At 70.6% G+C, this 24,853-nt stretch carries 23 protein-coding genes and 2 pseudogenes; 15 read left to right on the top strand and 10 right to left on the bottom strand.

The window, feature by feature from the left end; translation table 11 throughout:
* Positions 1–40 precede the first annotated feature (40 nt).
* Both ABZS64_RS03730 and ABZS64_RS03725 read left to right on the top strand, forming a co-directional pair.
* Complete coding sequence (locus ABZS64_RS03730; RefSeq protein ID WP_355822696.1) at positions 41–490, top strand: DoxX family membrane protein; 450 nt, start codon at positions 41–43, stop codon at positions 488–490.
* Positions 490–948 carry a Zn-ribbon domain-containing OB-fold protein gene (locus tag ABZS64_RS03725; protein ID WP_355822694.1) on the top strand — a complete coding sequence of 153 codons (459 nt, stop codon included), beginning with the start codon at positions 490–492 and terminating at the stop codon, positions 946–948. The genes ABZS64_RS03730 and ABZS64_RS03725 overlap by 1 nt, the downstream gene beginning before the upstream one ends.
* On the opposite strand, the gene ABZS64_RS03720 is transcribed toward ABZS64_RS03725, so the two are convergent.
* The gene (locus tag ABZS64_RS03720; RefSeq protein WP_355822692.1) at positions 900–1,568 is read right to left on the bottom strand and encodes a pyridoxal 5'-phosphate synthase; all 669 of its coding nucleotides are present in this window, start codon (positions 1,566–1,568) and stop codon (positions 900–902) included. The genes ABZS64_RS03725 and ABZS64_RS03720 overlap by 49 nt on opposite strands.
* 65 nt (positions 1,569–1,633) lie before the next feature.
* Here ABZS64_RS03720 and ABZS64_RS03715 point away from each other — a divergent pair, with 65 nt between their 5' ends.
* The gene (locus ABZS64_RS03715) at positions 1,634–2,236 is read left to right on the top strand and encodes a TetR family transcriptional regulator (protein WP_355822690.1); all 603 of its coding nucleotides are present in this window, start codon (positions 1,634–1,636) and stop codon (positions 2,234–2,236) included.
* A 76-nt stretch (positions 2,237–2,312) separates the two neighbouring features.
* A pseudogene (locus tag ABZS64_RS03710) lies at positions 2,313–3,287 on the top strand (transposase).
* Here the strand turns inward: ABZS64_RS03710 and ABZS64_RS03705 are convergent.
* Complete coding sequence (locus ABZS64_RS03705; protein ID WP_355822688.1) at positions 3,270–4,463, bottom strand: acetyl-CoA acetyltransferase; 1,194 nt, start codon at positions 4,461–4,463, stop codon at positions 3,270–3,272. The pseudogene ABZS64_RS03710 and the gene ABZS64_RS03705 sit on opposite strands and share 18 nt — an antisense overlap.
* 42 nt (positions 4,464–4,505) lie before the next feature.
* On the opposite strand from ABZS64_RS03705, the gene ABZS64_RS03700 reads away from it, so the two are divergent.
* The 3 genes from ABZS64_RS03700 (at position 4,506) to ABZS64_RS03690 (ending at position 6,620) form a co-directional block, all read left to right on the top strand.
* On the top strand, positions 4,506–4,877 hold the full coding sequence (locus ABZS64_RS03700; RefSeq protein ID WP_355822686.1) for a DUF1801 domain-containing protein: 372 nt from the start codon (positions 4,506–4,508) through the stop codon (positions 4,875–4,877).
* 91 nt (positions 4,878–4,968) lie between these two features.
* A complete protein-coding gene (locus tag ABZS64_RS03695) occupies positions 4,969–6,153 on the top strand; it encodes an acyl-CoA dehydrogenase family protein (RefSeq protein ID WP_355822684.1) in 1,185 nt (394 codons plus the stop codon).
* Positions 6,153–6,620 carry a nitroreductase family deazaflavin-dependent oxidoreductase gene (locus tag ABZS64_RS03690; protein ID WP_355822682.1) on the top strand — a complete coding sequence of 156 codons (468 nt, stop codon included), beginning with the start codon at positions 6,153–6,155 and terminating at the stop codon, positions 6,618–6,620. Before ABZS64_RS03695 ends, ABZS64_RS03690 begins: the two co-directional genes overlap by 1 nt.
* Before the next feature lie 93 nt (positions 6,621–6,713).
* On the opposite strand, the gene ABZS64_RS03685 is transcribed toward ABZS64_RS03690, so the two are convergent.
* Complete coding sequence (locus tag ABZS64_RS03685) at positions 6,714–7,361, bottom strand: TetR family transcriptional regulator (protein ID WP_355822680.1); 648 nt, start codon at positions 7,359–7,361, stop codon at positions 6,714–6,716.
* A gap of 253 nt (positions 7,362–7,614) precedes the next feature.
* Here ABZS64_RS03685 and ABZS64_RS03680 point away from each other — a divergent pair, with 253 nt between their 5' ends.
* The 5 genes and pseudogenes from ABZS64_RS03680 to ABZS64_RS03660 all read left to right on the top strand — a co-directional run bounded on the left by ABZS64_RS03680 (position 7,615) and on the right by ABZS64_RS03660 (position 12,563).
* Entirely contained in the window at positions 7,615–8,391 is a 777-nt protein-coding gene (locus tag ABZS64_RS03680) for a VOC family protein (RefSeq protein ID WP_355822678.1), read from the top strand.
* Positions 8,392–8,501: 110 nt separating this feature from the next.
* Complete coding sequence (locus tag ABZS64_RS03675; protein WP_355822676.1) at positions 8,502–8,813, top strand: hypothetical protein; 312 nt, start codon at positions 8,502–8,504, stop codon at positions 8,811–8,813.
* A gap of 215 nt (positions 8,814–9,028) precedes the next feature.
* Positions 9,029–11,458 (top strand): PQQ-binding-like beta-propeller repeat protein, encoded by a 2,430-nt coding sequence (locus tag ABZS64_RS03670; RefSeq protein WP_355822674.1) that lies wholly within the window; start codon positions 9,029–9,031, stop codon positions 11,456–11,458.
* Positions 11,459–11,535: 77 nt separating this feature from the next.
* Positions 11,536–11,943, top strand: a pseudogene (locus ABZS64_RS03665) (hypothetical protein); the annotation flags it as partial.
* 122 nt (positions 11,944–12,065) lie between these two features.
* On the top strand, positions 12,066–12,563 hold the full coding sequence (locus ABZS64_RS03660) for a hypothetical protein (RefSeq protein ID WP_355822672.1): 498 nt from the start codon (positions 12,066–12,068) through the stop codon (positions 12,561–12,563).
* Between the two features lie 156 nt (positions 12,564–12,719).
* Here the strand turns inward: ABZS64_RS03660 and ABZS64_RS03655 are convergent, their stop codons facing one another.
* The 3 genes from ABZS64_RS03655 to ABZS64_RS03645 are packed head-to-tail and all read right to left on the bottom strand — an operon-like array spanning position 12,720 to position 15,074.
* The gene (locus ABZS64_RS03655; RefSeq protein ID WP_355822670.1) at positions 12,720–13,496 is read right to left on the bottom strand and encodes an enoyl-CoA hydratase/isomerase family protein; all 777 of its coding nucleotides are present in this window, start codon (positions 13,494–13,496) and stop codon (positions 12,720–12,722) included.
* Positions 13,493–13,924 (bottom strand): OB-fold domain-containing protein, encoded by a 432-nt coding sequence (locus ABZS64_RS03650; protein ID WP_355822668.1) that lies wholly within the window; start codon positions 13,922–13,924, stop codon positions 13,493–13,495. The genes ABZS64_RS03655 and ABZS64_RS03650 overlap by 4 nt, the downstream gene beginning before the upstream one ends.
* Before the next feature lies 1 nt (position 13,925).
* Positions 13,926–15,074 carry a lipid-transfer protein gene (locus ABZS64_RS03645; protein ID WP_355822666.1) on the bottom strand — a complete coding sequence of 383 codons (1,149 nt, stop codon included), beginning with the start codon at positions 15,072–15,074 and terminating at the stop codon, positions 13,926–13,928.
* 79 nt (positions 15,075–15,153) lie between these two features.
* On the opposite strand from ABZS64_RS03645, the gene ABZS64_RS03640 reads away from it, so the two are divergent.
* Positions 15,154–16,719: a FadD3 family acyl-CoA ligase gene (locus tag ABZS64_RS03640; protein ID WP_355822664.1), complete on the top strand. Its 1,566-nt coding sequence runs from the start codon at positions 15,154–15,156 to the stop codon at positions 16,717–16,719.
* A gap of 91 nt (positions 16,720–16,810) precedes the next feature.
* Here ABZS64_RS03640 and ABZS64_RS03635 read toward each other — a convergent pair whose 3' ends face one another.
* The 4 genes from ABZS64_RS03635 to ABZS64_RS03620 form a co-directional block, all read right to left on the bottom strand.
* On the bottom strand, positions 16,811–18,043 hold the full coding sequence (locus tag ABZS64_RS03635; protein ID WP_355822662.1) for a cytochrome P450: 1,233 nt from the start codon (positions 18,041–18,043) through the stop codon (positions 16,811–16,813).
* 254 nt (positions 18,044–18,297) lie between these two features.
* Positions 18,298–18,510, bottom strand: a complete 213-nt coding sequence (locus ABZS64_RS03630; RefSeq protein ID WP_355822660.1) for a hypothetical protein — start codon at positions 18,508–18,510, stop codon at positions 18,298–18,300.
* A 219-nt stretch (positions 18,511–18,729) separates the two neighbouring features.
* On the bottom strand, positions 18,730–21,717 hold the full coding sequence (locus tag ABZS64_RS03625) for a BTAD domain-containing putative transcriptional regulator (protein ID WP_355822658.1): 2,988 nt from the start codon (positions 21,715–21,717) through the stop codon (positions 18,730–18,732).
* Positions 21,718–21,902: 185 nt separating this feature from the next.
* Positions 21,903–22,679 (bottom strand): polysaccharide deacetylase family protein, encoded by a 777-nt coding sequence (locus ABZS64_RS03620; RefSeq protein WP_355822656.1) that lies wholly within the window; start codon positions 22,677–22,679, stop codon positions 21,903–21,905.
* Between the two features lie 147 nt (positions 22,680–22,826).
* Between ABZS64_RS03620 and ABZS64_RS03615 the strand changes: the two genes are divergently transcribed.
* Both ABZS64_RS03615 and ABZS64_RS03610 read left to right on the top strand, forming a co-directional pair.
* Entirely contained in the window at positions 22,827–24,047 is a 1,221-nt protein-coding gene (locus ABZS64_RS03615; RefSeq protein ID WP_355822654.1) for an amidohydrolase family protein, read from the top strand.
* Positions 24,048–24,433: 386 nt separating this feature from the next.
* A complete protein-coding gene (locus ABZS64_RS03610) occupies positions 24,434–24,847 on the top strand; it encodes a PaaI family thioesterase (RefSeq protein ID WP_355822652.1) in 414 nt (137 codons plus the stop codon).
* Positions 24,848–24,853 lie beyond the last annotated feature (6 nt).

The following is a 24,853-nucleotide window of genomic DNA, read 5'->3' as shown; positions in this document are numbered from 1 at the left end:
AACTGACGTACCGTCAGAAATGCGAGAGAGGGAGTTCGGGATGGAGACCGTCTGGCTCACCGGCGCCGAATGGCTCGCCGTACTCCGTATCGGTCTCGGCCTGTGGTGGCTGGAGAGCTGGCGTCACAAGGACAAGAAGGGCTGGTTCGAGCGCGGCACCGGCATAGCCTGGGCCGCCGACGTCGCGGGCAAGCACAAGTGGCCCGTGGTGAAGAACGGCTTCGAGAAGGTGGTCCAGCCCCGCCCCAGAGCGATGGCGTACATCGTCGTCTACGCCGAACTCGCCCTCGGCCTCGGGCTGATCGTCGGCTTCCTGACTCCGGTCGCGCTCGTCGGCGGACTGCTCCTCAATCTGCTCTATCTGGTCCTGATGATCCACGACTGGGCGGAACAGGGCCAGAACGCCATGATGGCGCTCATATCCGTCGTCGCCCTCTTCGCCATGTCCTGGCAGACCTGGTCCCTCGACAGCGCGATCGGACTCTTCTGATGGCCGCGGCACCCCGCTTCGACCTGCCCGAGACGGACGACTTCACCCGGCCCTTCTGGGACGCCGCCGCCGACGGGCGGCTGCTGATCCGCCGCTGCCGGGCCTGCGCGAAGGCTCATCACTATCCGCGGGAGTTCTGCCCGTACTGCTGGAGCGAGGACGTCGAGTGGGAGCGGGCGAGCGGCCGCGCCACGCTCTACACCTGGTCGGTCGTGCACCGCAGTGACCTGCCGCCCTTCGGTGAACGCGTCCCGTACACAGCCGCGGTCGTCGATCTCGCCGAGGGGCCGCGGATGATGACCGAGATCGTCCAGTGCGCGGAGGCGGACCTGCGGATCGGCATGGAGCTGGAGGCCACGTTCCGTACCGAGGGAGAGGGCCTGGCGATCCCCGTGTTCCGGCCATCCCTTCAGGGCCAGAGCAACTCCCGTACCCAGGCTCCCTCTTCGCGCCGGTAGCGCAGCCGGATGTGCTGCCGCCGCTCGTCTCCCTGGAAGAACTCCACCTCGTACGGCTGGAGCACATAGAGCGTCCAGGTCGGTACCGGCGCGTCCGGTTCGGCCTGGGCCCGTTCCCATGCGGCCTGCGAGACTTCGGCCAACTCGGCCCGGGAGCTGAGGACTTCGCTCTGGCGGCCGGTGAGCGCTGCGGCCAGCGCGCCCGTCGAGCGGGCGTGCAGATCGGCCTGGCTCTCGGTCGAGCTGCCCGCCGTCACGCGTCCGCGGACCCGGATCTGGCGGCCCTGCGCCGCCCAGTAGAAGCCCACCGCGGCCTCGGGGTGCGCGGCCAGCTGCCTGCCCTTCGCGCTGGTGGCGTGCGAGGCGAAGTGCCAGCCCCGCTCGTCCGCGTCGTGCAGCATCAACGTCCGTACGTCAGGGCGGCCCTGCTCGTCCACCGTGGCCAGGGTCATGGTGTGCGGCTCGGCCTGACCGGCCGCGACGGCCTCCCCGAACCACTGGTGGAAGAGCGGCAGGGGTGCGCCGGGCGCCGCGTCCGGGTCGAAGGCGGGAAGGTCCACGTCCCAGACCCGCTGCGCGTGCAGCAGCGTGTGGAAGGTCTCCTGCTGGTCGTTGCCCATACGGGCAAAGTACTACACTCGCAGTGGTATCGGGGGTGTCGGCAGCGGGGGCGAGAGGATCGCGGATGAGGCAGAACCTGGCCCGGCGTGCGGCGTTGGTGGACGCGGCCATCGAAGTCCTCGCCCGCGAGGGCGCGCGCGGACTGACCTTCCGGGCCGTCGACGCCGAGGCGGAGGTTCCCAACGGCACCGCGTCCAACTACTTCGCCAGCCGCGACGACCTGCTCACCCAGGCGGGCGGTCGGATCTACGAGCGGCTACGGCCCGACGACGCCACGCTGCAGGCCATGCTCACAGGCCCGGCCACCCGCGCGCGGACCGCCGAGCTGGTGCGTGACGTGGTGGAACGTGTCTCGGCGTTCAGTACGGGATACCTCGCCCTCCTGGAACTGCGCCTGGAGGCCACCCGCCGCCCTGCCCTGCGCGCGGTCCTCACCGAGCGCGTCAGCGAGGACGTCGAGGCCAATGTGACGGGCCATCTGGAGTCCGGTCTGCCCGGCGATGCCGACGCGGTCCGGATGATCTATCTGGCGACCAACTGGCTGGTGGTGGAGCGCCTCACGCTGCCCGACGTCTTCCCCGAGGAGCAGGCGGCCGAGCTGATCACGGCCCTGGTCGAGCGGCTGCTTCCACTGGGCAGGGAGCAGCGGGACGATGAGAACGTGTGAACGACTGGTCGCTGGTTCTGATGGGAATGGGTGATCGTCCGGCGGATGTCCGTGCGGGTGATTAGGTTCGCTGCTTGTGAAGCTGGTGGTGCAGGTCAAACTCCTGCCGACGCCTGTGCAGGCGGCGGCACTTGAGGCGACCCTGCATGCGTGCAACGAGGCCGCCTCGTGGGCGAGCGAGGTCGCGTTCGAAAAGCAGGAGTTCAACAACTTCCGCCTGCGCAAGCACACCTACGCCGAGGTCAAGAGCCGCTGGAGTTTTGGGGCGCAGGCTGCCCAGCACGCGATCAAGAAGACCTGCGACGCGTACGCCACGCTGCGGGCGAACCTGCGGGCGGGGGCCCGAAGCGGAACTGAACGCCGACCCGGTGGACTTCCTAGGGGTGGATCTGGGCATCGTCAACATCGCCACTACCTCCGATGGTCAGATCATGGCCGGGCGACAGGTGAACCGCTCCCGGGTACGGGACCGGAGGCTGCGGACCAAGCTGCAGAAGAGGAACACCAAGTCCGCCAAGCGCCGCGCCCAGCGGCGGCGTCGTAAGGAGGCGCGGCGGGCGAAGGACATCAATCACAAGATCGCGAAGAAGATCGTGGCCGAGGCTGAACGCACCTCGCGCGGGATCGCCCTGGAGGAGTTGACGGGCATCCGTGTGAGGGTACGGCTTCGCAAGCCCCAACGGGCCGCGCTTCACTCCTGGGCATTCGCCCAGCTGGGAGAGTTCATCGCGTACAAGGCCCGCCGGGCGGGAGTGCCGGTGGTGTACGTCGATCCGGCGTACACCTCCCGCACCTGCGCCGAGTGCGGCCACATCGACAAAGCGAACGGGTTTCACAAGCCCGGTTCGCGTGCCGGTCATGCGGATTCGTTGATCACGCTGACCGGAACGGCTCCCGCAACATCCGCTCCCGCGCGTGGGAGTTGTGGCGACGCGGGGCACAGTCAACGGCCCCTGTCATCCCGAAACGTCGGGTGGCTGGACGCGGACGACGCATCACCGCCAGTGATGCCCGTAACGCAAGCCCTGTCGCCTCAGCGACGGGTAGTTGACTCCCGGCCGAGTACCACCGTTCCTGACGAGCAGAACCAGCCGCCCGTACCGGACGCCACCGCCAGCCGCGGCGGCCCTCCGTCCCGCCGGTGCACCTGGTGGCCTCCCGCCTCGCCGCGCACCTGGCGTACAGCCTCGACCAGCAGAAACAGCCCGCGCATCCCCGGATGGCAGGCGGAAAGACCACCGCCGTCGGTGTTCACCGGCAGCTCACCGGCCGGCCCGATCCGGCCCTTCTCGACGAACGGGCCGCCCTCGCCCTTGGCGCAGAAACCGAGATCCTCCAGCGTCACGAGCGTCATATAGGTGAAGGCGTCATAGATCTCGGCGATATCGATATCGGCGGGCGTGACGCCTGCGCGCTCGAAGGCGAGCCGTCCGCTCACCGCCGCCGGGGAGACGGTGAAGTCCTCCCACTCCGACATCGTGGTGTGCGAGACGTACTCACCCGTGCCGAGAATCCACACCGGGTCCTTCGCGGTGTCCGGCACGTACTCCTCGGCCGCCAGCAGCACCGCGCAGCCACCGTCGCTGCGGATACAGCAGTGCAGCTTGGTGAACGGGTCCGCGATCATCGGCCCGTCCAGTACCTCGTCGACGGTGATCGGGTCGCGGAACATGGCGTCCGGATTGGCCGCGGCATTCGCCCGCGCCTGGACCGCCACCGAGGCGAGCTGCTCCAGTGTCGTGCCGTACTGGTGCATATGGCGGCGCGCTGCCATGGCGTACTTGGCGATCAGCGTGTGCCCGTACGGGACCTCGAACTGGAGCGGTCCGCGGCCTCCGAAGGAGAGGTTGGAGGTGCGCCGCCGCGCCTTGATGTCGGCGCGGGCGGTCGATCCGTAGACGAGGAGCACGGCATTGGCGTGACCCGCCGCGATCGCGTCGGCCGCGTGCGCCGCCATGACCTCCCAGGTGGCGCCGCCGACGGCGGTCGAGTCCACCCAGCGCGGCTTGAGGCCCAGATATTCGGCGACCTCGACCGGTGCGAGCGTGCCGAGACCGGCCGAGCCGAAGCCGTCGATGACGGAGCGATCGAGGCCGGAGTCGGCCAGTGCCCGGCGCGCGGCCTGGGCGTGCAGGGCATAGGGCGTGAGACCATCGATACGCCCGCAGTCCGAGAGGGATATGCCGACGATGGCGACCTTGCGCGGAGCTCGCGGGGTGGAAGGCATGAATCTGACGGTACATCAGATAACTCGGACGGCGTGGAGCGTATGCCCAGAAGCACTGCCGAAGACGTCGACGCCTATCTCGCCGAGGTGGTCGACCCGGACCGGCTGACGGCCCTGGTGAGGATCCGCGAGCTGTGCCGCACGGAGCTTCCGGAGTACGAGGAGGTGATGGCGTGGGGCATGCCCTGCTATCGCCCCAAGGGTGGCGAGCCGGAGATCTCCTTCGCCAACCAGAAGCAGTACATCTCCTTCTATCTGATGCGCCCGGACGTCCGGGAAGGGTTCGAGGAGCGGCTGGCCGGCCAGGACATGGGCAAGGGCTGTCTGCGGTTCCGGCGCACGGAGAAGGTCGACTACCACCTGGTGCGTGATCTGCTGCGGGCGACCGCGGCGGCGCCGGGCGAGGTTTGCTGAACGCACGTCCGCGTACACCTGTGTGCATGCCTCTGTGCATCTGGATCCTCCCGCTCTAACATGACGGGCCGTCAGATACGGAGGGGATCCCATGGACACCGCCTTCACCGCGGAGCAGGACGAGATCCGTCGCACCCTGCGCGAGCTGCTGGCCAAACGGTCCGGCCCGGACGAGGTCAAGGCCGCCGTCCGCACCACCGCCGGGTACGACCCGCAGCTGTGGGCGCAGCTGTCCGAGCAGCTCGGCCTGCCGGGCCTCGCACTGCCCGAGTCGTACGGAGGCGTGGGCTGCGGCCTCACCGAACTCGCGCTCGCCTGTGAGGAGACCGGGCGGGCGCTACTGCCCTCACCCCTGCTGGCCACGGCGGGGCTCGTGGCGCCGCTGATCGCCGCGCTGGGGACGCCCGAGCAGCAGGGCGAACTGCTGCCGCATATCGCGGACGGCTCGCTGACCTGCGCATTCGCCGTGCCGGGCGGCAGCCTGGCGCTCGCGCTGGGACTGAGCGGCGACAACGCGTCGGGGGAGTGGGCGGGCGGCGGCCGGGCCGGCGGCGTACAGGCACGGCCCGGGGACGCCGGGAAGTGGCTGCTGTACGGAGAGGCCGGACAGGTCCTCGACGGGCACAGCGCCGGGCTGCTTCTCGTCGCGGCCCATACGGGCGGCTTCGCCCGCAGCCGTACGCTCCTGTTCCTGGTCCGGGCCGACGCGGCGGGACTTTCGCGCACCCGGCAGACGTCGCTGGACGAGACGCGGTCGCAGGCCCGTATCGAACTGCGGGACTGCGCGGCCCAGTTGCTGGGCGAGAACGATGCGGCGGACGTGCCGGGGGCGCTGGCGGCCGTGGGGGCGGGGGCGGCGGCCCTGCTGGCGGCGGAGGCGGTCGGCTCGGCGGCGAGCGCGCTGGACCGGACGGTGGAGTACGTCCGCGCCCGCGAGCAGTTCGGCCGGGCGATCGGCTCCTTCCAGGCGGTCAAGCACCGGCTGGCCGACCTGTATGTACGTGTCCAGGCGGCGCGCTCGGCGGCGTACTACGCGGCCTGGGACCCGTCCGAGGGCGGCCTTGCGCTGGCCCAGTGCCTGGAGGCGCTGCGGGTGGTGACGGGGGAGGCGGTCCAGCTGCACGGCGGCATCGGCTTCACCTGGGAGCACGAGGCGCACCTCTACTTCAAACGGGCGGCCGCGGACGAGCTGCTCTTCGGCCCGGTCCACCGGCTGCGCGCGCATGCGGCCGAACGGGCAGGGCTGTTCGCCGTGCGGCCGGCGGTGACGGTCTGATGGCCCCCGGCGTCCGGCTCATCCAGAAGGTCTCGTCCACGCGCGCCTTCGCGAAGATCGCGCCGCACTTCATCCCGGCGATGGACCGCACGGTCCACCGTCTGACGCGCGGCAAGGTGCTGCTGAGCGCCCAGATGCTCCCAGGTGTCATCCTCACGGCCCGCGGCGCGAAGAGCGGCCTGCCGAGGGTCACCCCGCTGGCGTGCATGCCGTCGGGGGACGGCTGGATCCTGATCGGCTCCAACTTCGGCCGCGAGGGCCACCCGTCGTGGACGGCGAACCTGCTCAAACACCCGGAGGCGGAGGTGAACTGGAAGGGCCAGGACATCCCCGTCGCCGCGCGTCTGCTGGAGGGCGAGGAGCGGGAGGCGGTGTGGGGGGAGGCGCTGACGTTCTGGCCGCCGTACGCGACGTACCAGTCGAGGGTGACGAGGGAGATCCGCCTGTTCCGCCTGACGAGGCGGTAGGCGCGAGGCGCGAGGCGCGCGGGAGCAAAAAGCCGACGGCGCCCCCCTCAGGGGGCCGCCGTCGGCGTGACAGGACTCAGCACACCGCGCGGGCTACTTCGTCGGCTTCTTGCCCGTAATGCCCAAGTGGACCAACAGCGCCAGATTCGGCTTCAGTTCTGCCTGTTTCACGCCCCAGGTCGTGAAGCCCTTCTGGTGCGACGCCACCGCCGCGAGCATCGCCACCAGCGATCCGGCCATCGCCGCCGGGCTGATGTCCTTGTCGACCTTGCCCTTGGACTGGAGGTCCTTCACCGCGTCCGTAAGGGAGTTGGTGACGGAGTTCAGGATCTTCATGCGGATCTTGTAGAACCGTTTGTCGCCCTCCGCGGCTCCCAGATCCACCACCCGGAGAATCGCGTCGTGGCGGCGCCAGAAGTCGAGGAAGCCCTCGACCAGTTCCTCCGACGTCTGCCAGCCCGCCTTGCCTACCCAGGAGCGGCCGGAGACCAGTTCGGTCAACCCGGCGCCCTCCTTGGCCATTTCCTCGGCGATCTCGAGGACCGCGCCCTCGACGTCCGGGAAGTACTGGTAGAAGGTCGCGGGGGACGTGCCCGCCTTCCGGGCCACGTCGATGACTTTGACGTCCCGGTACGGCGAGGAGCTGAGCATCTCGCTGAGGCAGTCGAGCAGCTTCTGCCGCGTCGCCTGTCCGCGTCGTCCGGCCACTCGGCCGTCGACGGTGCGTACTTGTCCTGTCATGCCGTCAGCTTACCGAGGGGTGATCGGCGCGCGATTCGGCCGACTGCAAATGGGGTGCACCAATAGTCTTATCAACAGCCTGTGGATAACTTCCGTGGACAACTCAACGATTCTCGGCCGCCGACATGGCGCATTGTCCGGACAATAAGGCAAATGCTCGACCTGATTCCCTGCGGCCCGCGGCCTGCGCCGTTAGCTTGAGTGTGACGGGCACCACACCCCCCGCATCCCGCGCAGGGAAGGAACCAGGTCCATGGCCGCATTCCCAGAGGGCACGCCGTGCTGGGTGGACGCAGCGCTCCCCGATGTCGAGGCGGGCAAGCGCTTCTACGGCGAGCTGTTCGGCTGGACGTTCCGTCAGGCCGACGGCAGCCCGCAGGTCGACGCCCTCAGTGACGGGAAGCTGGTTGCCGCCCTCGTGCCCAAGACCGACGGCCGGATGCCCACCGTCTGGGGCGTCTACTTCGCCACCGGCGACGCCGCGGCGCTCGGCCGGAAGATCAGGGACGCGGGCGGCCAGGTGATCAGCGACCGCCAGCCGGTCGGCACATCCGCGACGGTCAGCGTCGCCGCGGACCCCGGCGGGGCGGTCTTCGGGCTCTGGCAGGCGGGCGACAGGGACGGCTTCGAGAAGCAGGGCGAGTCCGGCTCCTTCTGCTGGGCCGAGGTGTACACCCGGGACCCGGAGCGGGTCGACCCCTTCTACGAGTCGGTGTTCGGCTTCCAGGGGACCGACCTGCCCGATGCCTCCGTCGACTTCCGGATGTGGTCGCCCGCCGGGTCCGAGCCCGGCGAGGACACCGCGATCGGCGGCCGCAGTGTGATCACGGACGCCTTCCCCGCCGAGATGCCGGGCCACTTCCTCATCTACTTCTGCGTCGATGACTGCGACGACGCCGTCGCGACCGTCACGCATCTCGGCGGCCGGGTCCAGGCCCCGCCCTTCGACATTCCGTACGGGCGCATCGCCGTGCTCGCCGACAACCAGGGCGCGACGTTCGCCGTGCTGGCGGAGCCGAAGGCCGCCTGAAGGAAACTTGAAAGCGGCCTGAAATTAAGGGAGTTGAGGCGGACAATGGTCTAGACCTAAGCGCGTGTGCTGATCCATAGTGGTGGTCCCCACACCGTGAAAGGACCCCCGTGTTCCATACCCGTACCGCGCTTGGGCTCGCCGCCTGCGCCGCCGTCGCCGCCGGACTGCTCACCGCGACCCCCGCATCCGCCGCCCGTCTCCCCTGCAACCTCGCCGGCAGCGGCAACTCCGCCTCCGCCAATTGCTACAGCGGCTCCTCCTACACCTGGCGTCTCGTCGTCGACTGCGACGACGTGAGCAGCCCGAAGTGGCCGGTCCGGGTCACCACCCTGTACGGGGCCTGGCACACCGGCGACGCAAGCGACTCGATCTCCTGCGGAGGCTCCCTGCGCGCCACCGGACGCCTGGAGGCGCGCTGAGCCACTCCAGCCCCTGAATGAGCCACTCCACCCCCCGTTCCGTGCCCGAATCCGGGTGAGACACCCCGATCCGCCCCCGGGTTCGCAACCGCCGCCTCCGACAGGAAGAATCAGGGTGCGCACCGCTGAGGGCTCGGTGGTGAGACGCTGCACGGGGCTGTATGTGACGGGCTCCATTTCTTCTGGGGCCCGTACGGGGAGGTGGCAGGCAAGTGATGGAGCAGCTGACGCAGCATGACCCGAGACGGATCGGTCCGTTCGAGGTGCTGGGCCGGCTCGGTGCCGGCGGCATGGGACTGGTGTATCTCGCCCGGTCGGCGTCCGGTCGCCGGGTGGCGATCAAGACGGTGCGTACCGAGCTCGCCGAGGACCAGCTGTTCCGCGTCCGCTTCACCCGTGAGGTGGAGGCGGCGCGGGCCGTCAGCGGTTTCTATACGGCAGCCGTCGTGGACGCCGACCCGCGGGCGGCCGTGCCCTGGCTGGCCACCGCGTATGTGCCTGCCCCCTCCCTCGAAGAAATAGTGAATGAGTGCGGGCCGATGCCGGCCCAGGCGGTCCGCTGGCTCGCGGCCGGGGTCGCCGAAGCGCTTCAGTCCATCCATGGCGCCGGCCTTGTCCACCGCGACCTCAAGCCCTCGAACGTCCTGGTCGTGGAGGACGGGCCGCGCGTCATCGACTTCGGTATCGCATCCGGCGTCTCCAACACCCGGCTGACCATGACCAATGTCGCCGTGGGCACCCCTGCGTACATGTCGCCGGAGCAGGCGCGCGACTCGCGCAGCGTGACCGGCGCGAGCGATGTGTTCTCGCTCGGCTCCACTCTCGTCTTCGCCGCGACCGGCCACGCCCCCTTCCACGGCGCGAACCCGGTCGAGACCGTCTTCATGCTGCTGCGCGAGGGCCCTGACCTGCAGGGCCTTCCGGACGAACTCCGGCCGCTGATCGAGTCCTGTATGGGGATGGAGGCCGGGCTGCGGCCCACGCCCGAGGATCTGCAGGCCCAGCTCGCGCCCCATCTGTTCTCCTCCGGCAGCGACGACAGCGGGACCGCGTCGGCCTGGCTGCCCTCGCGGGCCACCGCGATGATCGAGCAGCGCCGCGGCGGGCGGCCCGCGCCCCCGGCCCCCGCCCAGCGCCCCGTCGAGCCCACCCCTCCGGCCCCCCAGGCGCCGCCCCGTCAGGGCGCCGACTGGGACTCCGCCTGGCGCGGCGGCAGCGACCCGCGTACGGGACAGGCCGCGCCCTCTCCCGTTTCGGCTCCCGCCCCCGCCCCCGTGCCCGCGGCCGCCGGACCCGTACGGCTGCCCGGCTCCAAGGTCCCGATCGGCCCCGGCCCCCGGGTCGCCGACGCGGGCCGTGGCGCGGTCGCCGAGGCCGGTCCCGCGACCGGCTGGATCCGCCCGCCCGGCGGACTGAACGGCGCCGAGCCCGCTGCCGTCGTCTCGCCGGGCCCGGCCCCTGTCCAGGCGCCGGTGCCGCCGCCCTCCTCGCCCCCGGACGGTGCCGCCGGACACTGGCGCCCGTGGCGCTTCCGGATGTCGAACGACGTCTGGGGCACTCCCGTGGTGTCCGCGGGTCTGCTGTACGTCACCTCCTTCGAGGTGCACGCGCTGGACGTGGGCAGCGGCCGCCGCCAGTTCAAGACCAAGGACGTGGCCTGGGCGATGGCAGTCGCCGCGGGCCGTATCCACGCCTCCGACGGCCCTTCGCTGTACGCCCTCGACGCGGCGAGCGGCCAGGAGCGCTGGCGGCTCCAGACCGACGCCTGGGTGTACTCCCTCAAGGCCGACCGCGGCACCGTCCTCACCGGCACGCGCGGCGGCGGCGTACAGGCATGGGAGGCGTCCAACGGCGAGAAGCTGTGGGAGACCACCGGGGCCCAGACGGACTTCGAGACCCCGGAGGCCGGGCCCGCGATCTTCGACGACACGGTGTACGTGTGGAGGGACGCGAGGCTGCGCGCGCTGGAGGCCCGTACGGGTGTCGAGCGCTGGTCGTACCCCGTCGGCGACGCGGCGTCCTGCGGCAATGTGCCCGTCCGCGTGCATCCCGCGTCCGACGGCTATGTCTACGTCGCGGCAGGCACCCGTGTGCTCGCCATCGACATCGCCAACGGTCTGGTCCGCTGGCGCTTCGAGTCCCCCGCCGTCTTCCTCTCGCCCCCGGTCTTCGCCCCGGGCCCGGCCGTGACGGGCGGCGGCGTCTATCTCGCCGACTACCTCGGCACGGTGTACGCCCTGGACGCCACGACCGGCAAGGACCGCTGGCGCATCGCCACCGAATCGCGCCAGTCCATCGAGCCGGTCCTGGTCGCGGGCGGCAACATCCATGTCGGCAGCGGCAGCGCGCTCTACACCCTGGACGCCGTCACGGGCACCCCGATGTGGCGCTTCGCCGCGGGCGGCGAGGTCATCGGCGCACCGGTCGTCGCGGACGGCAGGGTCCACTTCGGTTCTGCGGACCATGTGCTCTACACCCTGGACGCGAGCGGCGGCCAGCTCCGCTGGAAGCTCGCGACGGGCGGCGAGATCACCGGCTCCCCGGTGGCACAGGACGGTGTCGTGTACGCGTGCAGCAAGGACCGCTGTGTGTACGCGCTGGACGCGGTCAAGGGCACGGCGACGGGCCGCGGGGCCCCGGGCTGACCTGCTCCGTCCCCGATGGCGACGCGCACGGTCCGGGCGTAGCGTCGTGACCGGGAGCGGCGCAGGGAGGGCCGGCGATGACCCGCAACATCATCGGCTCGATCCTCGCTCTCATCGGAGCGACGGCCGCCGTATGGAGCCCCTTCCGTGACTGGTACGACGGCCGTCACGGGCGCGACTACCGCGTCCAGGACCTGTTCAACGGCATCACGGACGTCGAGGCCGAACTCGCGGGCTCGATCCTGCTGCCTCTCGCCTTTGCGGCTCTGGTGACCCTGATCGGCCTTGTCCTGCGCTCGCGGCTGCTGGTCGCGTTCTCCGGGGTGATCGTGCTCGGTTTCACGGTCCTGTGGATGGTCCGCCAGGGCCAGGCGGCGGGCACCCTCACCGCCGGGGGCGCACGAGGCGGTCTCGGCGACGGGGTCGCATGCGCTCTGGGGGGCGGGGTGCTGCTGCTTGTGGCGGCGGCTGTGATGAGCGGGCGTACGCGCCCGGAGCCGGACGAGAACGAGCCGTTGACCGTTCAGTGAGTCGATCAAGCGCTGCTAGGGTGACGTGCGCTCGTCAAATCGAGCCCATCTACTTACCTTTCAACGGGGGTTGAAACGTGAAGATTCGTCATGTCCGCGCCATTGCCGTCTTCGGTATCGCAATCGTCGCCCTGACCGGAGCCCGCGGCTCCCACGGCGGCAGCTGCGGAGGCGGTAGCAGCCACTCCAGCGGCAGCAGGCACGACAACGACACGACCACGTCCGGCGGTTCGACCGGATCCCTGTCCGGCGGGTCCAGCAGTTCCAGCGGTTACCGGGCCGAGCGCGATGTCAAGATCGACAAGTGCGGGCTCGACGCGTCCGGCAAGAACCTCACCGCGAAGATCACGGTCACCAACAATGACTCGCTCACCTACGACTACGACGTGAGCCTCCAGTTCAAGGGCGACCTCGGCGACACGAAGGTCAACCTCGCGATCGCCAAGGTCGAGGACCTGAAGGTCGCGCCGGGGGCGTCGGCGGCGGGGAACGCGAGCACGGCGTACACCGGGTCGGGGGACGGCTCGGAGTACAAGAAGTGCGAGGTCATCAGCGCGACCCGCACCGCGAGCTGACGGGCTCGGGCCCACCCCGGGGGCTCCGCCCCCGGCCCCCCGAGCCTGCGGCGGGCTTGTTCCCCACCCCGCCCGCACATCCAGCCCCGCCGGCGTTTGAGGCGCGGGAGGTTGGGGGGTCTCCCGGACGGAGTCCGGGGGAGGGCGGGGTGGGGGCTACCGCAGCCTGAACCCGCCCCGTCCCCGCCCACCTTCAAAAAGCTCCGCCTGCTGCTCCGGCGGCAGGTTCCCCAGCGCAATCAGGTGCGGCGCCAGCGCCAGTGCCTGCCCCCGCGCACCCTCCCGCGCCGACCACACCGCCCGCACCGTCCCCTGCACCGCCTCCGTCGGGTACGACGCGATGGTCCGGGCGCAGGCGAGCGCGGCGTCGACCGCCTCGCCCGGCTCGGTGAGTTCCGACACCAGCCCCGTCTCGTACGCCCGCCGCGCCGACGTCCGCTCCGCCGTCCCCATAAGCGCCATCCGCGCCACCTCGCCGTACGGCATCCGCTGCGCCAGGTAGACCGTCTCGTACGCGCTGACCATGCCGTACGTCGTATGCGGATCGAAGAACGTCGCCTCCCGCGAGGCCACCACGAACTCGCTCTCGCCGAGCAGATAGAAGGCCCCGCCGCACGCCATCCCCTCCACCGCCGAGATCACCGGTTTCCACAGGTCGTTCGCCTTCGGGCCGATCGCGATCAGCGGATCGTCGATCGAGTACGGGGACGAGGGCTGCGGGACGTCCACCGAGCGGTCGATGCCGGTGCAGAAGGCCTTGCCGCCTGCGCCCGTCAGCACCCCCGCCCGTACCGTGTCGTCGAAGCGGAACTCACGCCAGACCTGGGCCAGTTCGCTCGCCGTCTCCAAGTCGATCGCGTTGTGTCTCGCGGGCCGGTCCAGAGTGACGAGCGCGACGCCCGTCTCCTTCATCGCCTCGACGCGGATGCTCATGTCCGCTCCAGCAGCCAGCGCGGGACGGTGATGTCGTCGAGCAGCGTGAACGCCACCTTCACCCCGGCGCCGATCCGCAGCCGCGCCGGGTCGACGGAGTTCAGCGGGGCGTCCGGCGCCGCGACCACGTTGCCCACGAGACGGATCCGGGGCGCGTCCAGGAGCTCGACGACAACCGCGTTGTACGGGGCCTGGGCCGCGTACGCGGGCAGCAGCGGCGGATGGGGCACGACGTAGGACCAGATACGGCCGCGCCCGCTCATCCTGCGCCACTCGCTGTCGAAGGACCGGCAGTGCGGGCAGCAGGGCCGCGGCGGGAAGCGCAGTTCCCCGCAGTCCGGACCGGCACATGCCTGGACGCGGAGTTCGCCCTGCGCCGCGTACTCCCAGAACGGTGCGCCGTCCGGGTCGACGAGAGGTGTCAGCATCTCAACTCCTCAGGAGAATCGCGGAGGTGGGCACTCCCTCGCCCGCCGTGACCAGGCAGGTCGCGGCGTCCGGGACCTGCGCGGTGGAGGTGCCGCGCAGCTGCTTCACGCCCTCGTTGATGAGGTTGAAGCCGTGGACGTACGCCTCGGAGAGCCCGCCGCCGCCGGTGTTGAGCGGCAGCCGGCCGCCGATCTCGAGGGCGCCGCCCTCGGTGAAGGCCGCGCCCTCGCCCCGGCCGCAGAAGCCGTAGCCCTCCAGCGAGAGCGGGATGAGCGGGGTGAACGCGTCGTAGATCTGCGCCACATCGACGTCGTGCGGGCCGAAGTCGGCCTGCTTCCACAGCTGCCGGGCGGCCGTCCAGGCGGGCCCGGTGAGCGGGTCGTCGTTCCAGTAGTTGACCATGCCGTGGTGCTGGGCGGGCAGGCCCTGGGCGACGGAGTGGACGTACACGGGTCTCTGCCGGCAGTCACGGGCGCGCTCGGCACTGACGATGACGCAGGCCAGGGCGCCGTCCGTCTCAAGGCAGTTGTCGAAGAGGCAGAGCGGCTCGCTGATCCAGCGCGAGGTCATATACATGTCGCGGGTCAGCGGCCGTTCGTACATCACGGCGGCGGGGTTCTGGTTGGCGCGGTTGCGGCAGGCGAGGGCGACATTGAAGAGGTGGTCGCGGGTGGCGCCGTACTCGTGCATGTAGCGCCGCGCGAGCATGCCGATCTCGTCGGCGGGCCGCAGCAGTCCGAAGGGCCGGGTCCACTGGGCGGGGGTGGGGAGCTGAACGGCGGTGTTCTTCCAGGGGCGGGGTCCCGAGCCCCTCTTCCGGGAGCGCCAGGCGACTCCCACGCTCGCCTGTCCCGTAGCGACGGCCCCGGCGAGATGGGCGACGGTCGCGCACGAACCGCCGCCGCCGTAGCCCGCCTTGGAGAAGAAGGTCACGTCACCGGCGCCGATGGACTTCGCGATCTCGACCTCGTCCGTCTCCTCCATCGTGTACGAGGCGAAGCCGTCGACCTCGGACGGGTCGATCCCCGCGTCGTCGAGCGCGGCGAGGATGGCCCGGCAGGCCAGGGTCTTCTCGGATTCGGGGAGTTGTTTCGCGAAGGCCGTCTGTCCGATCCCGGCTATCGCGGCTGCGTCCTTGAGGCTCGCCATGAGGGGGAGAGTACAGCTAATCTGACGGGTAGTCAGCTACTGGTCGGCTACTGGCGGGACTGCGGTGGGAGGGCTTGAGATGCGCGGGGACCTGGAGTGGGGCACCATCCCGAAGCTGGTGCGGAGTTCTGCCGAACGGTACGGGCAGCGGGAGGCCGTCGTCGAGGGCCGCACCACCCGCGTCTCGTACGCCGAACTGGGCGAACGCGTCGAACGGGCCGCTGCCGCGTGCATGGCCTCCGGCGTCGAACCTGGCGACCGGGTCGCCATCTGGGCGCCCAACACCCTCGACTGGATCGTCTCGGCGCTCGGCGCGGTGACGGCCGGGGCGGTGCTGGTGCCGCTGAACACCCGCTTCAAGGGCACGGAAGCCGCGTACGTACTCCAGCGCAGCCGCGCCAGACTGCTCTTCGTCACGGGCACCTTCCTCGGCACCTCGTACGTCGCGTCCCTACGGCGCGCGGAGGTGGACCTGCCGCATCTGGAGCAGGTGGTGGTCCTCGCCGACAGCGCCCCCGAGGACTACCGCACCTGGAAGGACTTCCTGGCGGGCGGCGACGGTGTCACGGCGGCAGAGGTACGCACCCGCGCGGACTCGATCGAGTCGTCGGCCCCTTCCGACATCATCTTCACCTCGGGCACCACCGGCCGCCCCAAGGGCGCCGTCATCACCCACGCGCAGACGCTGCGCTGCTACGACGTGTGGAGCGAGCTCGCCGGACTGCGCGAGGGCGACCGCTATCTGATCGTGAACCCCTTCTTCCACACCTTCGGCTACAAGGCCGGCATCATCGCCTGCCTGACGCGGGGCGCCACGATGGTGCCGCAGCCCGTCTTCAACGTCGACACGGTGCTGGCGAACATCGCCTCCGAACGCATCTCGGTACTGCCGGGCCCGCCGACGCTGCACCAGTCCCTGCTCGACCATCAGGCACGCGACCAGCACGATCTGACCGCGCTCCGGCTGGTCGTCACCGGCGCGGCGGTCGTGCCGCTCCAGCTGGTCGAGCGGCTGCGCAACGAACTGCACATCGACACCGTCCTGACCGCGTACGGCCTCTCCGAGGCGAGCGGCATCGTCACCATGTGCCGCCGCGGCGACGCCCCGGAGACGATCGCGACGACCTCGGGCCGCGCGATCCCCGGCACCGAGGTCCGCGTGCTGGCGGACACCGGCGAGCCCGGCGAGGTCCTGGTGCGCGGGCACAACGTGATGCAGGGCTACTTCGAGGACCCGCAGGAGACGGCGACGGCGATCGCGGAGGACGGCTGGCTGCGCACGGGGGACGTGGGGGTTCTGGACGAGGGCGGCAATCTCCGTATCACCGACCGGATCAAGGACATGTTCATCGTCGGCGGCTTCAACGCGTACCCGGCAGAGATCGAGCAACTGCTGGGCCTGCACCCGGACATCGCGGACATCGCGGTGATCGGGATACCGGACGCCCGGCTGGGCGAGGTGGGCAAGGCGTACGCGGTACGCCACCGGGGGGCGACGCTCACGGCGGACGATCTGATCGCGTGGTCGCGGCGGGAGATGGCGAACTACAAGGTGCCGAGGGAGGTGGAGTTCGTGGCGGAGTTGCCGCGGAACGCCAGCGGGAAGGTCCTGAAGCGGGAGCTGCGGGCGCGGGCGGGAGCCTGACGGCGGGGCCGCTGCGCGGGGGCTGGATGTGCGGCCGAGCCGCACATCCAGTCCCGCCGGCGTTTGAGGCGCGGGGTCCGGGGCGGAGCCGCTACCCCCCGAGCCGCACCGGGATTTCCTGCCAGCCCAGCGCGATGAACGACGGCACCTGCCGCAGTTCCTCCGGCTTCGCCGCCAGCTCGAGGTCCGGGAAGCGCTCGAACAGCGCCGGGAGCGCCGTCATCGCCTCCATCCGGGCCAGCGGAGCGCCGATGCACCGGTGGACGCCGATGCCGAATGCCAGGTGGTCGTCCGTGCCGCGGGCCGCGTTGAACTCCGTGGAGTCCTCGCCGTAGTGCGCGGGGTCGAGCCCCGCGGCCGCGTACGTCGTCACGATCGCATCCCCCGCCGGGATCGTCACGCCGTCGACCGTGATGTCGGTGACGGCGAAACGCAGCGGCAGGGTGGCGATGGAGGGGTGGACCCGCAGCACCTCCTCGATCACCTCGTCCCAGCCGGTCTCGCCGGAGCGTACGGCGGCGAGCTGGTCGGGGTGCGACAGCAGCGCGACGACGCCGTTGCCGATGAGGTTGACCGTCGTCTCATACCCCGCGCCGATGACCAGCAGCAGCGTGTGGAGCAGCTCCTCGTCGCTGAGCCGGTCGCCCTCCTCGTCGCGGACCTTGATGAGCTCGGTGGTCATGTCGTCGCCGGGGCGCTCGGTCTTGTACGCGATGAGCCGGCCGAGCACGCTGCCGATCTGCTCCAGGACGAACTCCGCATGCTCAGGGCTGGGGTCACTGGTGTCCATGATGGCGGCAATCAGCCGGCCGGTGTCCCCGACCAAGTGGTCCGGGACGCCGAACAGTTCGCAGATCACCCGCATCGGCAGCGGGTAGGCGAACCCGGCCTTCAGATCGACCGGTTCACCGGAGGCGCCCGACGCCTCCATGGCCGACAGGAGCTCGGCGGTGATCTCCTCGACGCGGGTGCGCATCGACTCCGTACGCCGGGCCGTGAAGCTGGGTGCGACGAGCTTGCGCAGCCGGGTGTGGTCGGGGCCGTAGGTGGAGAGCATGTTGATCACGCCCACCCAGCCCAGGATCCAGCCCCAGGAGGGGTGTTCGCCGATCTCGGGGAACAGTGACCAGTGCTTGCGCGGATCCTTGCTGACCCGGGAGTCCATGATCAGGGTCTTGAGGGTGTCGTATCGGGTGGGCGCCCAGGCGGGGATGCCGCCGGGCAGTTCGACGGGCACCACTGGGCCGAGGGCACGCAGCCGGGCGCTCTCCGCGGGGATGTCGGCGCCGAACGGGTCGAGGGCCACGGGGGTGGACGCGGTCATGCTCGGTCTCCTGGCTGGTCGGGGATCCGCACAGTACACACCGCCATCGATCGGTCGCGCACCGTTTGAGGCAAGCTTGCTCTGGAATTGACCGAGGGGAGACCATCTCTGACCGAAGTGCCTGATTGTGCGTCAATGCCCATTGAAATCAGGCCAGTTGAAACAACAGGCGAACACCCGGACGCGGACATGCAGCGGCCGCGGCGGCTTCCCCTCCGCGCCGCCGCGGCCGCACCCCGTCCTATGGAATCGAGTCAGCCCTTCGGCGGGACGGGCGTGTGGTTGTCCTGGGTGGTGGCCCCACCGTCGGCCAGGAGCTTCGGCGGCGCCGGCGTGTGGTTGTCCATGGTGGTGATGGGCGCCTCGGTGGCAGGCCCGTCCGCCAGGAGTCCGTCGATCGGCGGCGCCGGCGTGTGGTTGTCCAGCGTGGTGATCTCTTCCGGCTTCTTCTTCTCGGTGTTGCTCATTTTTCCGTCCCCCAAAGGGTTGCCCGACGTGAACTGGAGGCGGCCTTCTGCCCGGAGACTCCCCCGAGGGTCACCGGACAGAAGGCCGGGGGACCGACTCACCCCCCGCTGAGGTGTAGGTCCCAGGTGGATCCGCCTGCCCCCCGACGCGACGGATCGACTGCAGTGGAGCATGTCGGAAGAGCATAAACATTCGATGAACGTCCTGGCAGGCGGACCTCACGCCGCACTGAGGGGGGCGAGCAGACCACGTACCTCTTCGGCCTCGGCGGCGCCCGACTGCTCGTGCAGGGTAAGTGCCTCGCGCCAGCAGGCACGCGCGCGGTCCGCCTGGCCCAGGCTGTCCAGCGCCTTGCCCAGCGTGGTCAGTACGTTGGCACGGGTACGGTCACCGCCGATGCAGCCGATCGCGAGCGCCTGCTCCGCGTGCTGTGCGGCGCGCGCCGGGCGGCGGGCCGAGAGGTGCGCCTGGGCGATACGGAAGAGGGTGGTCCCCTCCCACAGGCGCTGCCGGTTCGTCTCGAAGCTCTCCAGCGCGTCGAGAAGCTGCTCCAGTGCCTCGGTGTGGCGCCCGGCATGCGTGAGCGCTACCCCGAGGGCGTAGCGCGCATTGCCGAGCCGCAGCGTGTGCCCTATGCGGTCATAGATGTCGACGCCCTGCTCGGCGAGCGCGATGGCCTGCGAGGTGCGGCCCATGGAGAGCTGGATACGCGAGAGATTGCAGACGGCGCTGGCCTCGCCCGGGCGGTTCCGGTCCGCGCGGGAGCTTTCGATCGCCCGGCGCAGATGCTCTTCGGCCTCGCCGTGCCGCCCCTGGTTGAAGGCGATGATGCCGCGGTCGTTGTCCGACCAGAAGATCGGCGCGACGTCCTCGGCGGAGGTTGCGAGCACGGCCGCCTGCTTGGCCTCCTCGTCCGCTTCCGCGTAACGGCCCGCCACCAGGTGGACGTTGGTCAGCGACGTCCGCACACGCCCTTCTGTACGGATGTCGCCTGCGGCGCGCGCGGCGTCCAGCGCCGAGAGGGCAACGGCCTCGTACAGCTTGGAGTTGGCGCCCGACTCCGCCAGATCCTTGGCGGCCCACAGCAGGTCGACCGTCCGACGCAGCCGGTCGCCGCCGGTGGACTGCCGTGCGCACGCCAGCAGGCTGTTCGCCTCGGCGTACAGCCAGTCCTGCGCCTCGTGCCCGTCGGCGAAGGACAGGCCCGGGTATGCCGTGGGCTCCAGGTGGTCCACCAGACGGTCGCCCGGGCGCTCAATCGCGTACACCTTCGCCGACGTCGACAGATAGAAGTCCAGCAGCCGCGACAGCGCCAGCTCCCGCTCATCAGGGCCTTCGGCCCCTTGGGGCGACTGGCCGTCCTTCCCCTGGCCTTCGGCATGGGCGACCCCAGCACATGCACGCGCGTAGAGGCGTACGAGGTCGTGATAGCGGTACCTCCCGGGCGCCGCCGACTCCAGGAGCGAGGTGTCCACGAGTGCTTCGAGCAGGTCCTCCGTCTCCTGCTCCGCCAGACCGAGCACCGCTGCGGCCGCGGCCAGTGAGATGTCGGGGCCGTCGGCGAGGCCGAGGAGGCGGAAGGCGCGGGCCTGGGCGGGTTCCAGCTGGCCGTAGCCGAGTTCGAAGGTGGCCTTCACGGCGAGGTCTCCGGCCTGGAGTTCGTCCAGGCGGCGGCGTTCGTCGGCGAGTTTGGCTGCCAGGACCGAAACGGTCCAGGTGCGGCGGGCCGCAAGCCGGGAGGCGGCGATACGGATCGCGAGCGGCAGGAACCCGCAGGCCGCGACCACATCGAGCGCCGCCTCCCGCTCGGAGGTGACCCGCTCCTTGCCCACGATCCGGGTGAAGAGCTGCAGGGCCTCCTCCGGCGACATGACGTCCAGGTCGACGAGATGCGCGCCTGCCAGGTCGACCATCCGGACGCGGCTGGTGATCAGGGCCGCGCAGCCCGCGGTGCCGGGCAGCAGCGGGCGGATCTGGGCGGCGTCGCGCGCGTTGTCGAGGAGGACCAGGACGCGCAGGCCGTCCAGCATGGAGCGGAAGAGCGCGGCCCGCTCGTCCAGGGTGTCCGGGATGGCCGAGTCCGCCGTGCCGAGCGCCCGCAGGAACGCGCCGAGCACCGTCTCGGGGTCGGCGGCGCGGTTGCCCGCACCCTGGAGGTCGACGTACAGCTGACCGTCCGGGAAGTGCGGCCGCGCCTCGTGCGCCACATGGACCGCCAGCGTCGTCTTGCCGACGCCGCCGATGCCCGCGAGCGCCGAGACGGCCATGACGGAGCCCTCGGCAGTGGCGAGCTGGTCGCCCAGTTCGCGTACCAAGGAGACGCGTCCGGTGAAATCCGGGACAGTGGCGGGCAGTTGCGCGGGCCGCGTGACCTGAGGGGCCGGGGCGGGCTCCTCGCTCGGGCGGGCCAGTTCCGCGTCGGCCTGCAGGATGCGCTGCTGGAGCTGGGAGAGTTCGGGGCGCGGGTCGACGCCCAGCTCATCGGCGAGCAGCCGGCGGGTGTCGGCGTACACGGCGAGCGCCTCGGCCTGCCGTCCGCTGCGGTACAGGGCCAGCATCAGCAGTTCGCGCAGCCGTTCGCGCAGCGGGTGCGCGGCGGTGAGCGCGGTCAGCTCCGAGACCGCCTCCGCGTGGTGGCCCACCTCCAGGTCGAGGTCGAGCCGGGTCTCCAGGAGCTGGAGCCGCCACTCCTCCAGGCGGGCCCGCTGGTTCTCGGCGTACGGCCCCGGCACATTGGCCAGCGGCTCGCCGTCCCACAGACCGAGCGATTTGTTGATCAGTGCGCGGGCCTGGCTTCGGTCCCCGGCGGCGCGGGACTTGTCCGCCTCGGTGGCCAACTCCTGCGCCACCGCGAGGTCGAGGGAGTCACGGCGGGCGCGGATCGCATAGCCGCCGGACTCGCTGATCAGCGCGTCCGCGGAGAGGACCTTGCGCAGCCGGGAGGCGTACGTCCGTACGGCGGCGAGCGCCTGCGACGGCGGGTCCTCGCCCCAGATGGCATCGATCAGCTCGGAGGCGGTCGCGGTACGGCCGTCGCGCAGCAACAGCGCGGCCAGCAGGGCGCGCTGCTGGGGCGAGCCTGACGGCAGGCTCTCCCCGCTGCACCAGGCGCGTACCGGGCCGAGCACGCTGAAGCGCAGGTCAACGACGCCGCGTTGGGCCGGAGCGCGCTGCTCCGGTACGCGTGGCCCGCTGTCACGGTCCATAGCTGCCCCCTGCCCCCGTACTGCCGGAATCGCCCTCGACAGTCTGCCTTGTTCGGGGCGGCCCCGTCAGCAGCGGGGCACCTCCACCTCGCCCCTGCCCCGGTCGGGCGCCCGGCTAACCCGCGACGTCTGCTCTGCGTATGTGATCTTCGTCAAGGGCTGGGCCCGGTCAAGGACCGAGCCCGTCAAGGGCGGTAGATCTCCCCCGGGTTGGCCTTCCCGGGCGCGAGCAGCTCCGGCACGGTGACAAAGGTGTAGCCGCGCCTCTTCAGTTCGTCGATGATCCCCGGGACGGCCGGCACGGTTCCGTCGTATATGTCGTGCAGCAGGATGATTCCGTCGCGCCCGGCCTGCTCGAGTATCCGGCTCTTGATGAGCTCGGAGTCGGTGGTGGAGAAGTCCTTGGCGGTGGCGCTCCACAGGATCTGCGCGAGCCCGAGCTCCCGGCTGACCTGGGTGACGTCGTCGTTGATCCGGCCCTGCGGCGGACGCATCAGGGTGGGCCGGTGGCCGGTGATCTTCGCGATGGCGTCCTGCGTACGGGAGAGCTCGTCGCGTATCTCGTCGGCGCTGAGCTTGTCGAGGCGGCGGTGCGACCAGGTGTGGTTGGCCACCTCATGGCCTTCGTCGGCGATGCGGCGAACGAGGTCGGGGTGCTTGACCACATGGTTCTTGCCGAGCAGGAAGAAGGTCGCGTGGACCTTCTTCTCCTTCAGGGTGTCCAGTAGTTGCGGGGTGTCCCTGCCGGGCCCGGCGTCGAAGGTCAGGGCGATGCACTTGGCCTTCGTGCAGTCGACGCTCGGGGTGCCGGAGGCGACCAGGGACTTGGCGTTCGAGCCCGCCCTGTCCCTGGCGGTGGCGGGCGACGTGGTGTCCATGGAACAGCCGCCGAGTGTCATGACCAGCGCGGCGACGACGGCCGCGGCGGCGGCGGCCTTGGACTTCTTCCCGTTTTCGGGCATGGCGGATATCCCCCTCGGTGGATGTGGTCCGGGTGTCTCTCGGACTATACACATGATGTATAGACTGGGTGTATAGTGATCTGTGGCACTGGCGAGGGCGGTTCCTGCTAGCTGACGGATCGTCAGATCGGCGCTACGGTGGAGCGCATGGAGACCTTCCCGAAGATCATCTCGGTGGACGACCACACGGTTGAGCCCCCCAACGTCTGGCGGGACCGGCTCCCGTCGAAGTACCAGGACATCGGCCCCCGCATCGTCAGGGCGCCACTGAAGGAAATGACCTTCATGGGGGGCAAGTTCGCCCCGGTGATGGGCGCGCAGGGGGACGACGGGCCGATAGGCGACTGGTGGGTGTACGAGGATCTGCACCGGCCGCTGACCCGCCTCGACACGGCCGTCGGCTACGACCGCGACGAGATCAAGCTCGAGGTCATCACGTACGAACAGATGCGGACGGGGTCCTTCAGCGTCCCGGACCGCCTGGCCGACATGGACGTCAACCACGTCCAGTCGGCGCTCTGCTTCCCGACCTTCCCGCGCTTCTGCGGCCAGACCTTCACCGAGGCGAAGGACCGCGAGCTGGGGCTGCTCGGGGTGCGGGCGTACAACGACTGGATGGTGGAGGAGTGGTGCGGCCCCGACGCCCGGGGCCGCCTGATACCGCTGACCCTGATCCCGCTCTGGGACGCGCACCTGGCCGCGGCCGAGGTCCGGCGCAACGCGGCGCGCGGGGTGCGGGCCGTGGCCTTCTCGGAGATCCCCCCGCACCTGGGGCTGCCCTCCGTCCACACGGACGAGTGGGACCCCTTCCTCCAGGCCTGCGACGAGACCGGCACGGTCATCGCGATGCACATCGGCTCGTCCTCGAAGATGCCCTCCACCTCGGCGGACGCGCCGCCTGCCGTCGGCTCGACGATCACCTTCGCCAACTGCTGCTTCTCGATGGTCGACTGGCTGATGAGCGGCAAGTTCGAACGCTTCCCGGGCCTGAAGATCATGTACGCGGAGGGCCAGATCGGCTGGATCCCGTACATCCTGGAGCGCGCGGACGTGGTCTGGGAGGAGAACCGCGGCTGGGGCGGAGTGGCGGACAAGGTCCACCGGCCGCCGTCCGAGCTCTTCACGGAGCATGTGTACGGCTGCTTCTTCGACGACGCGTTCGGGCTGAAGAACCTGGACGCGATCGGAGTCGGGAACGTCCTGTACGAGACGGACTACCCGCACTCGGACTCGACCTGGCCGAAGTCGAAGGAGGTGGGCGAGTCCCAGATGGGCCACTTGCCGCCGGACGTGGTGGACAGGATCGTGCGGGGCAACGCGATCGAACTGCTGGGCCTGACGGCGGAGGGGCTGTGGCCGGGCCGGTGACCTGAGCCGCGCTGGGCCGTTGGGCGAGCTGTGCGGGTGCGTCAGCCCCCACGGGCCCTTCCCTCCCGAGGGGCGGGCCGCGCCGGGCGGCGCGAAGCTGCCGCGAATCGGGGGTGTGGCGGCGTCAGCCCCATGAGCCTTCCCGTCCGGAGCGGTGGGCCGCGCTGAGTCCGGGCGGCGGCGAAGCTCCGCGGAGCCGGGACGTGGGGGCGTAAGCCCCCAGGGCCCTTCCCGCCGGGAGCGGCAGTCCGCGCTCGGTCTGGGCGGCGCGAAGCTCCGCGGAGCCGGGGTGTGGGGGCGGCAGCCCCCACGAACCCCCCTTCCCCCACGGGGTCTGGGGCGAAGCCCCAGTTTCGGGGAGGGGCGGGGTGGGGGACCGTCACCCCATGACACTCACCCCCGCCGCCGCCGAAAAGATCCTCGCCGACAACTTCGCCCCATGGGTCCTCGACCTCGGTCTGTCCGTCGTCGAGACGGGGGAGCGGCATGCCGTGCTGCGACTCCCGTGGTCGGACCGGCTGGCCCGCGAGGGCGGTGGCATGTCCGGGCAGGCCCTCATGGCCGCGGCGGACACCGCGACCGTGATCGCCGTGTCGGCAGCGCGCGGCGCGTTCGGCCCGATGACCACCGTCCAGCAGTCCACCAGCTTCCAGCGGGCCGTCCTCGGCGCCGACGTGCTCGTCGACGCCCGGATCACCAAGCTCGGCAAGCGCATGGCCTTCGCCGACATCACCATGACGGCGGAGGGCGCGGACGAGCCCGCGGCCCGGGCCAGCACCGTCTATGCCCTGCTCGGCTGAAGCGCG

This window comes from Streptomyces sp. NPDC005408 (genome assembly GCF_040606445.1).
GTDB lineage: Bacteria > Actinomycetota > Actinomycetes > Streptomycetales > Streptomycetaceae > Streptomyces.
Note: the sequence above shows the minus strand (reverse complement) of the source record. Positions and strands in the feature narration are given on the sequence as shown.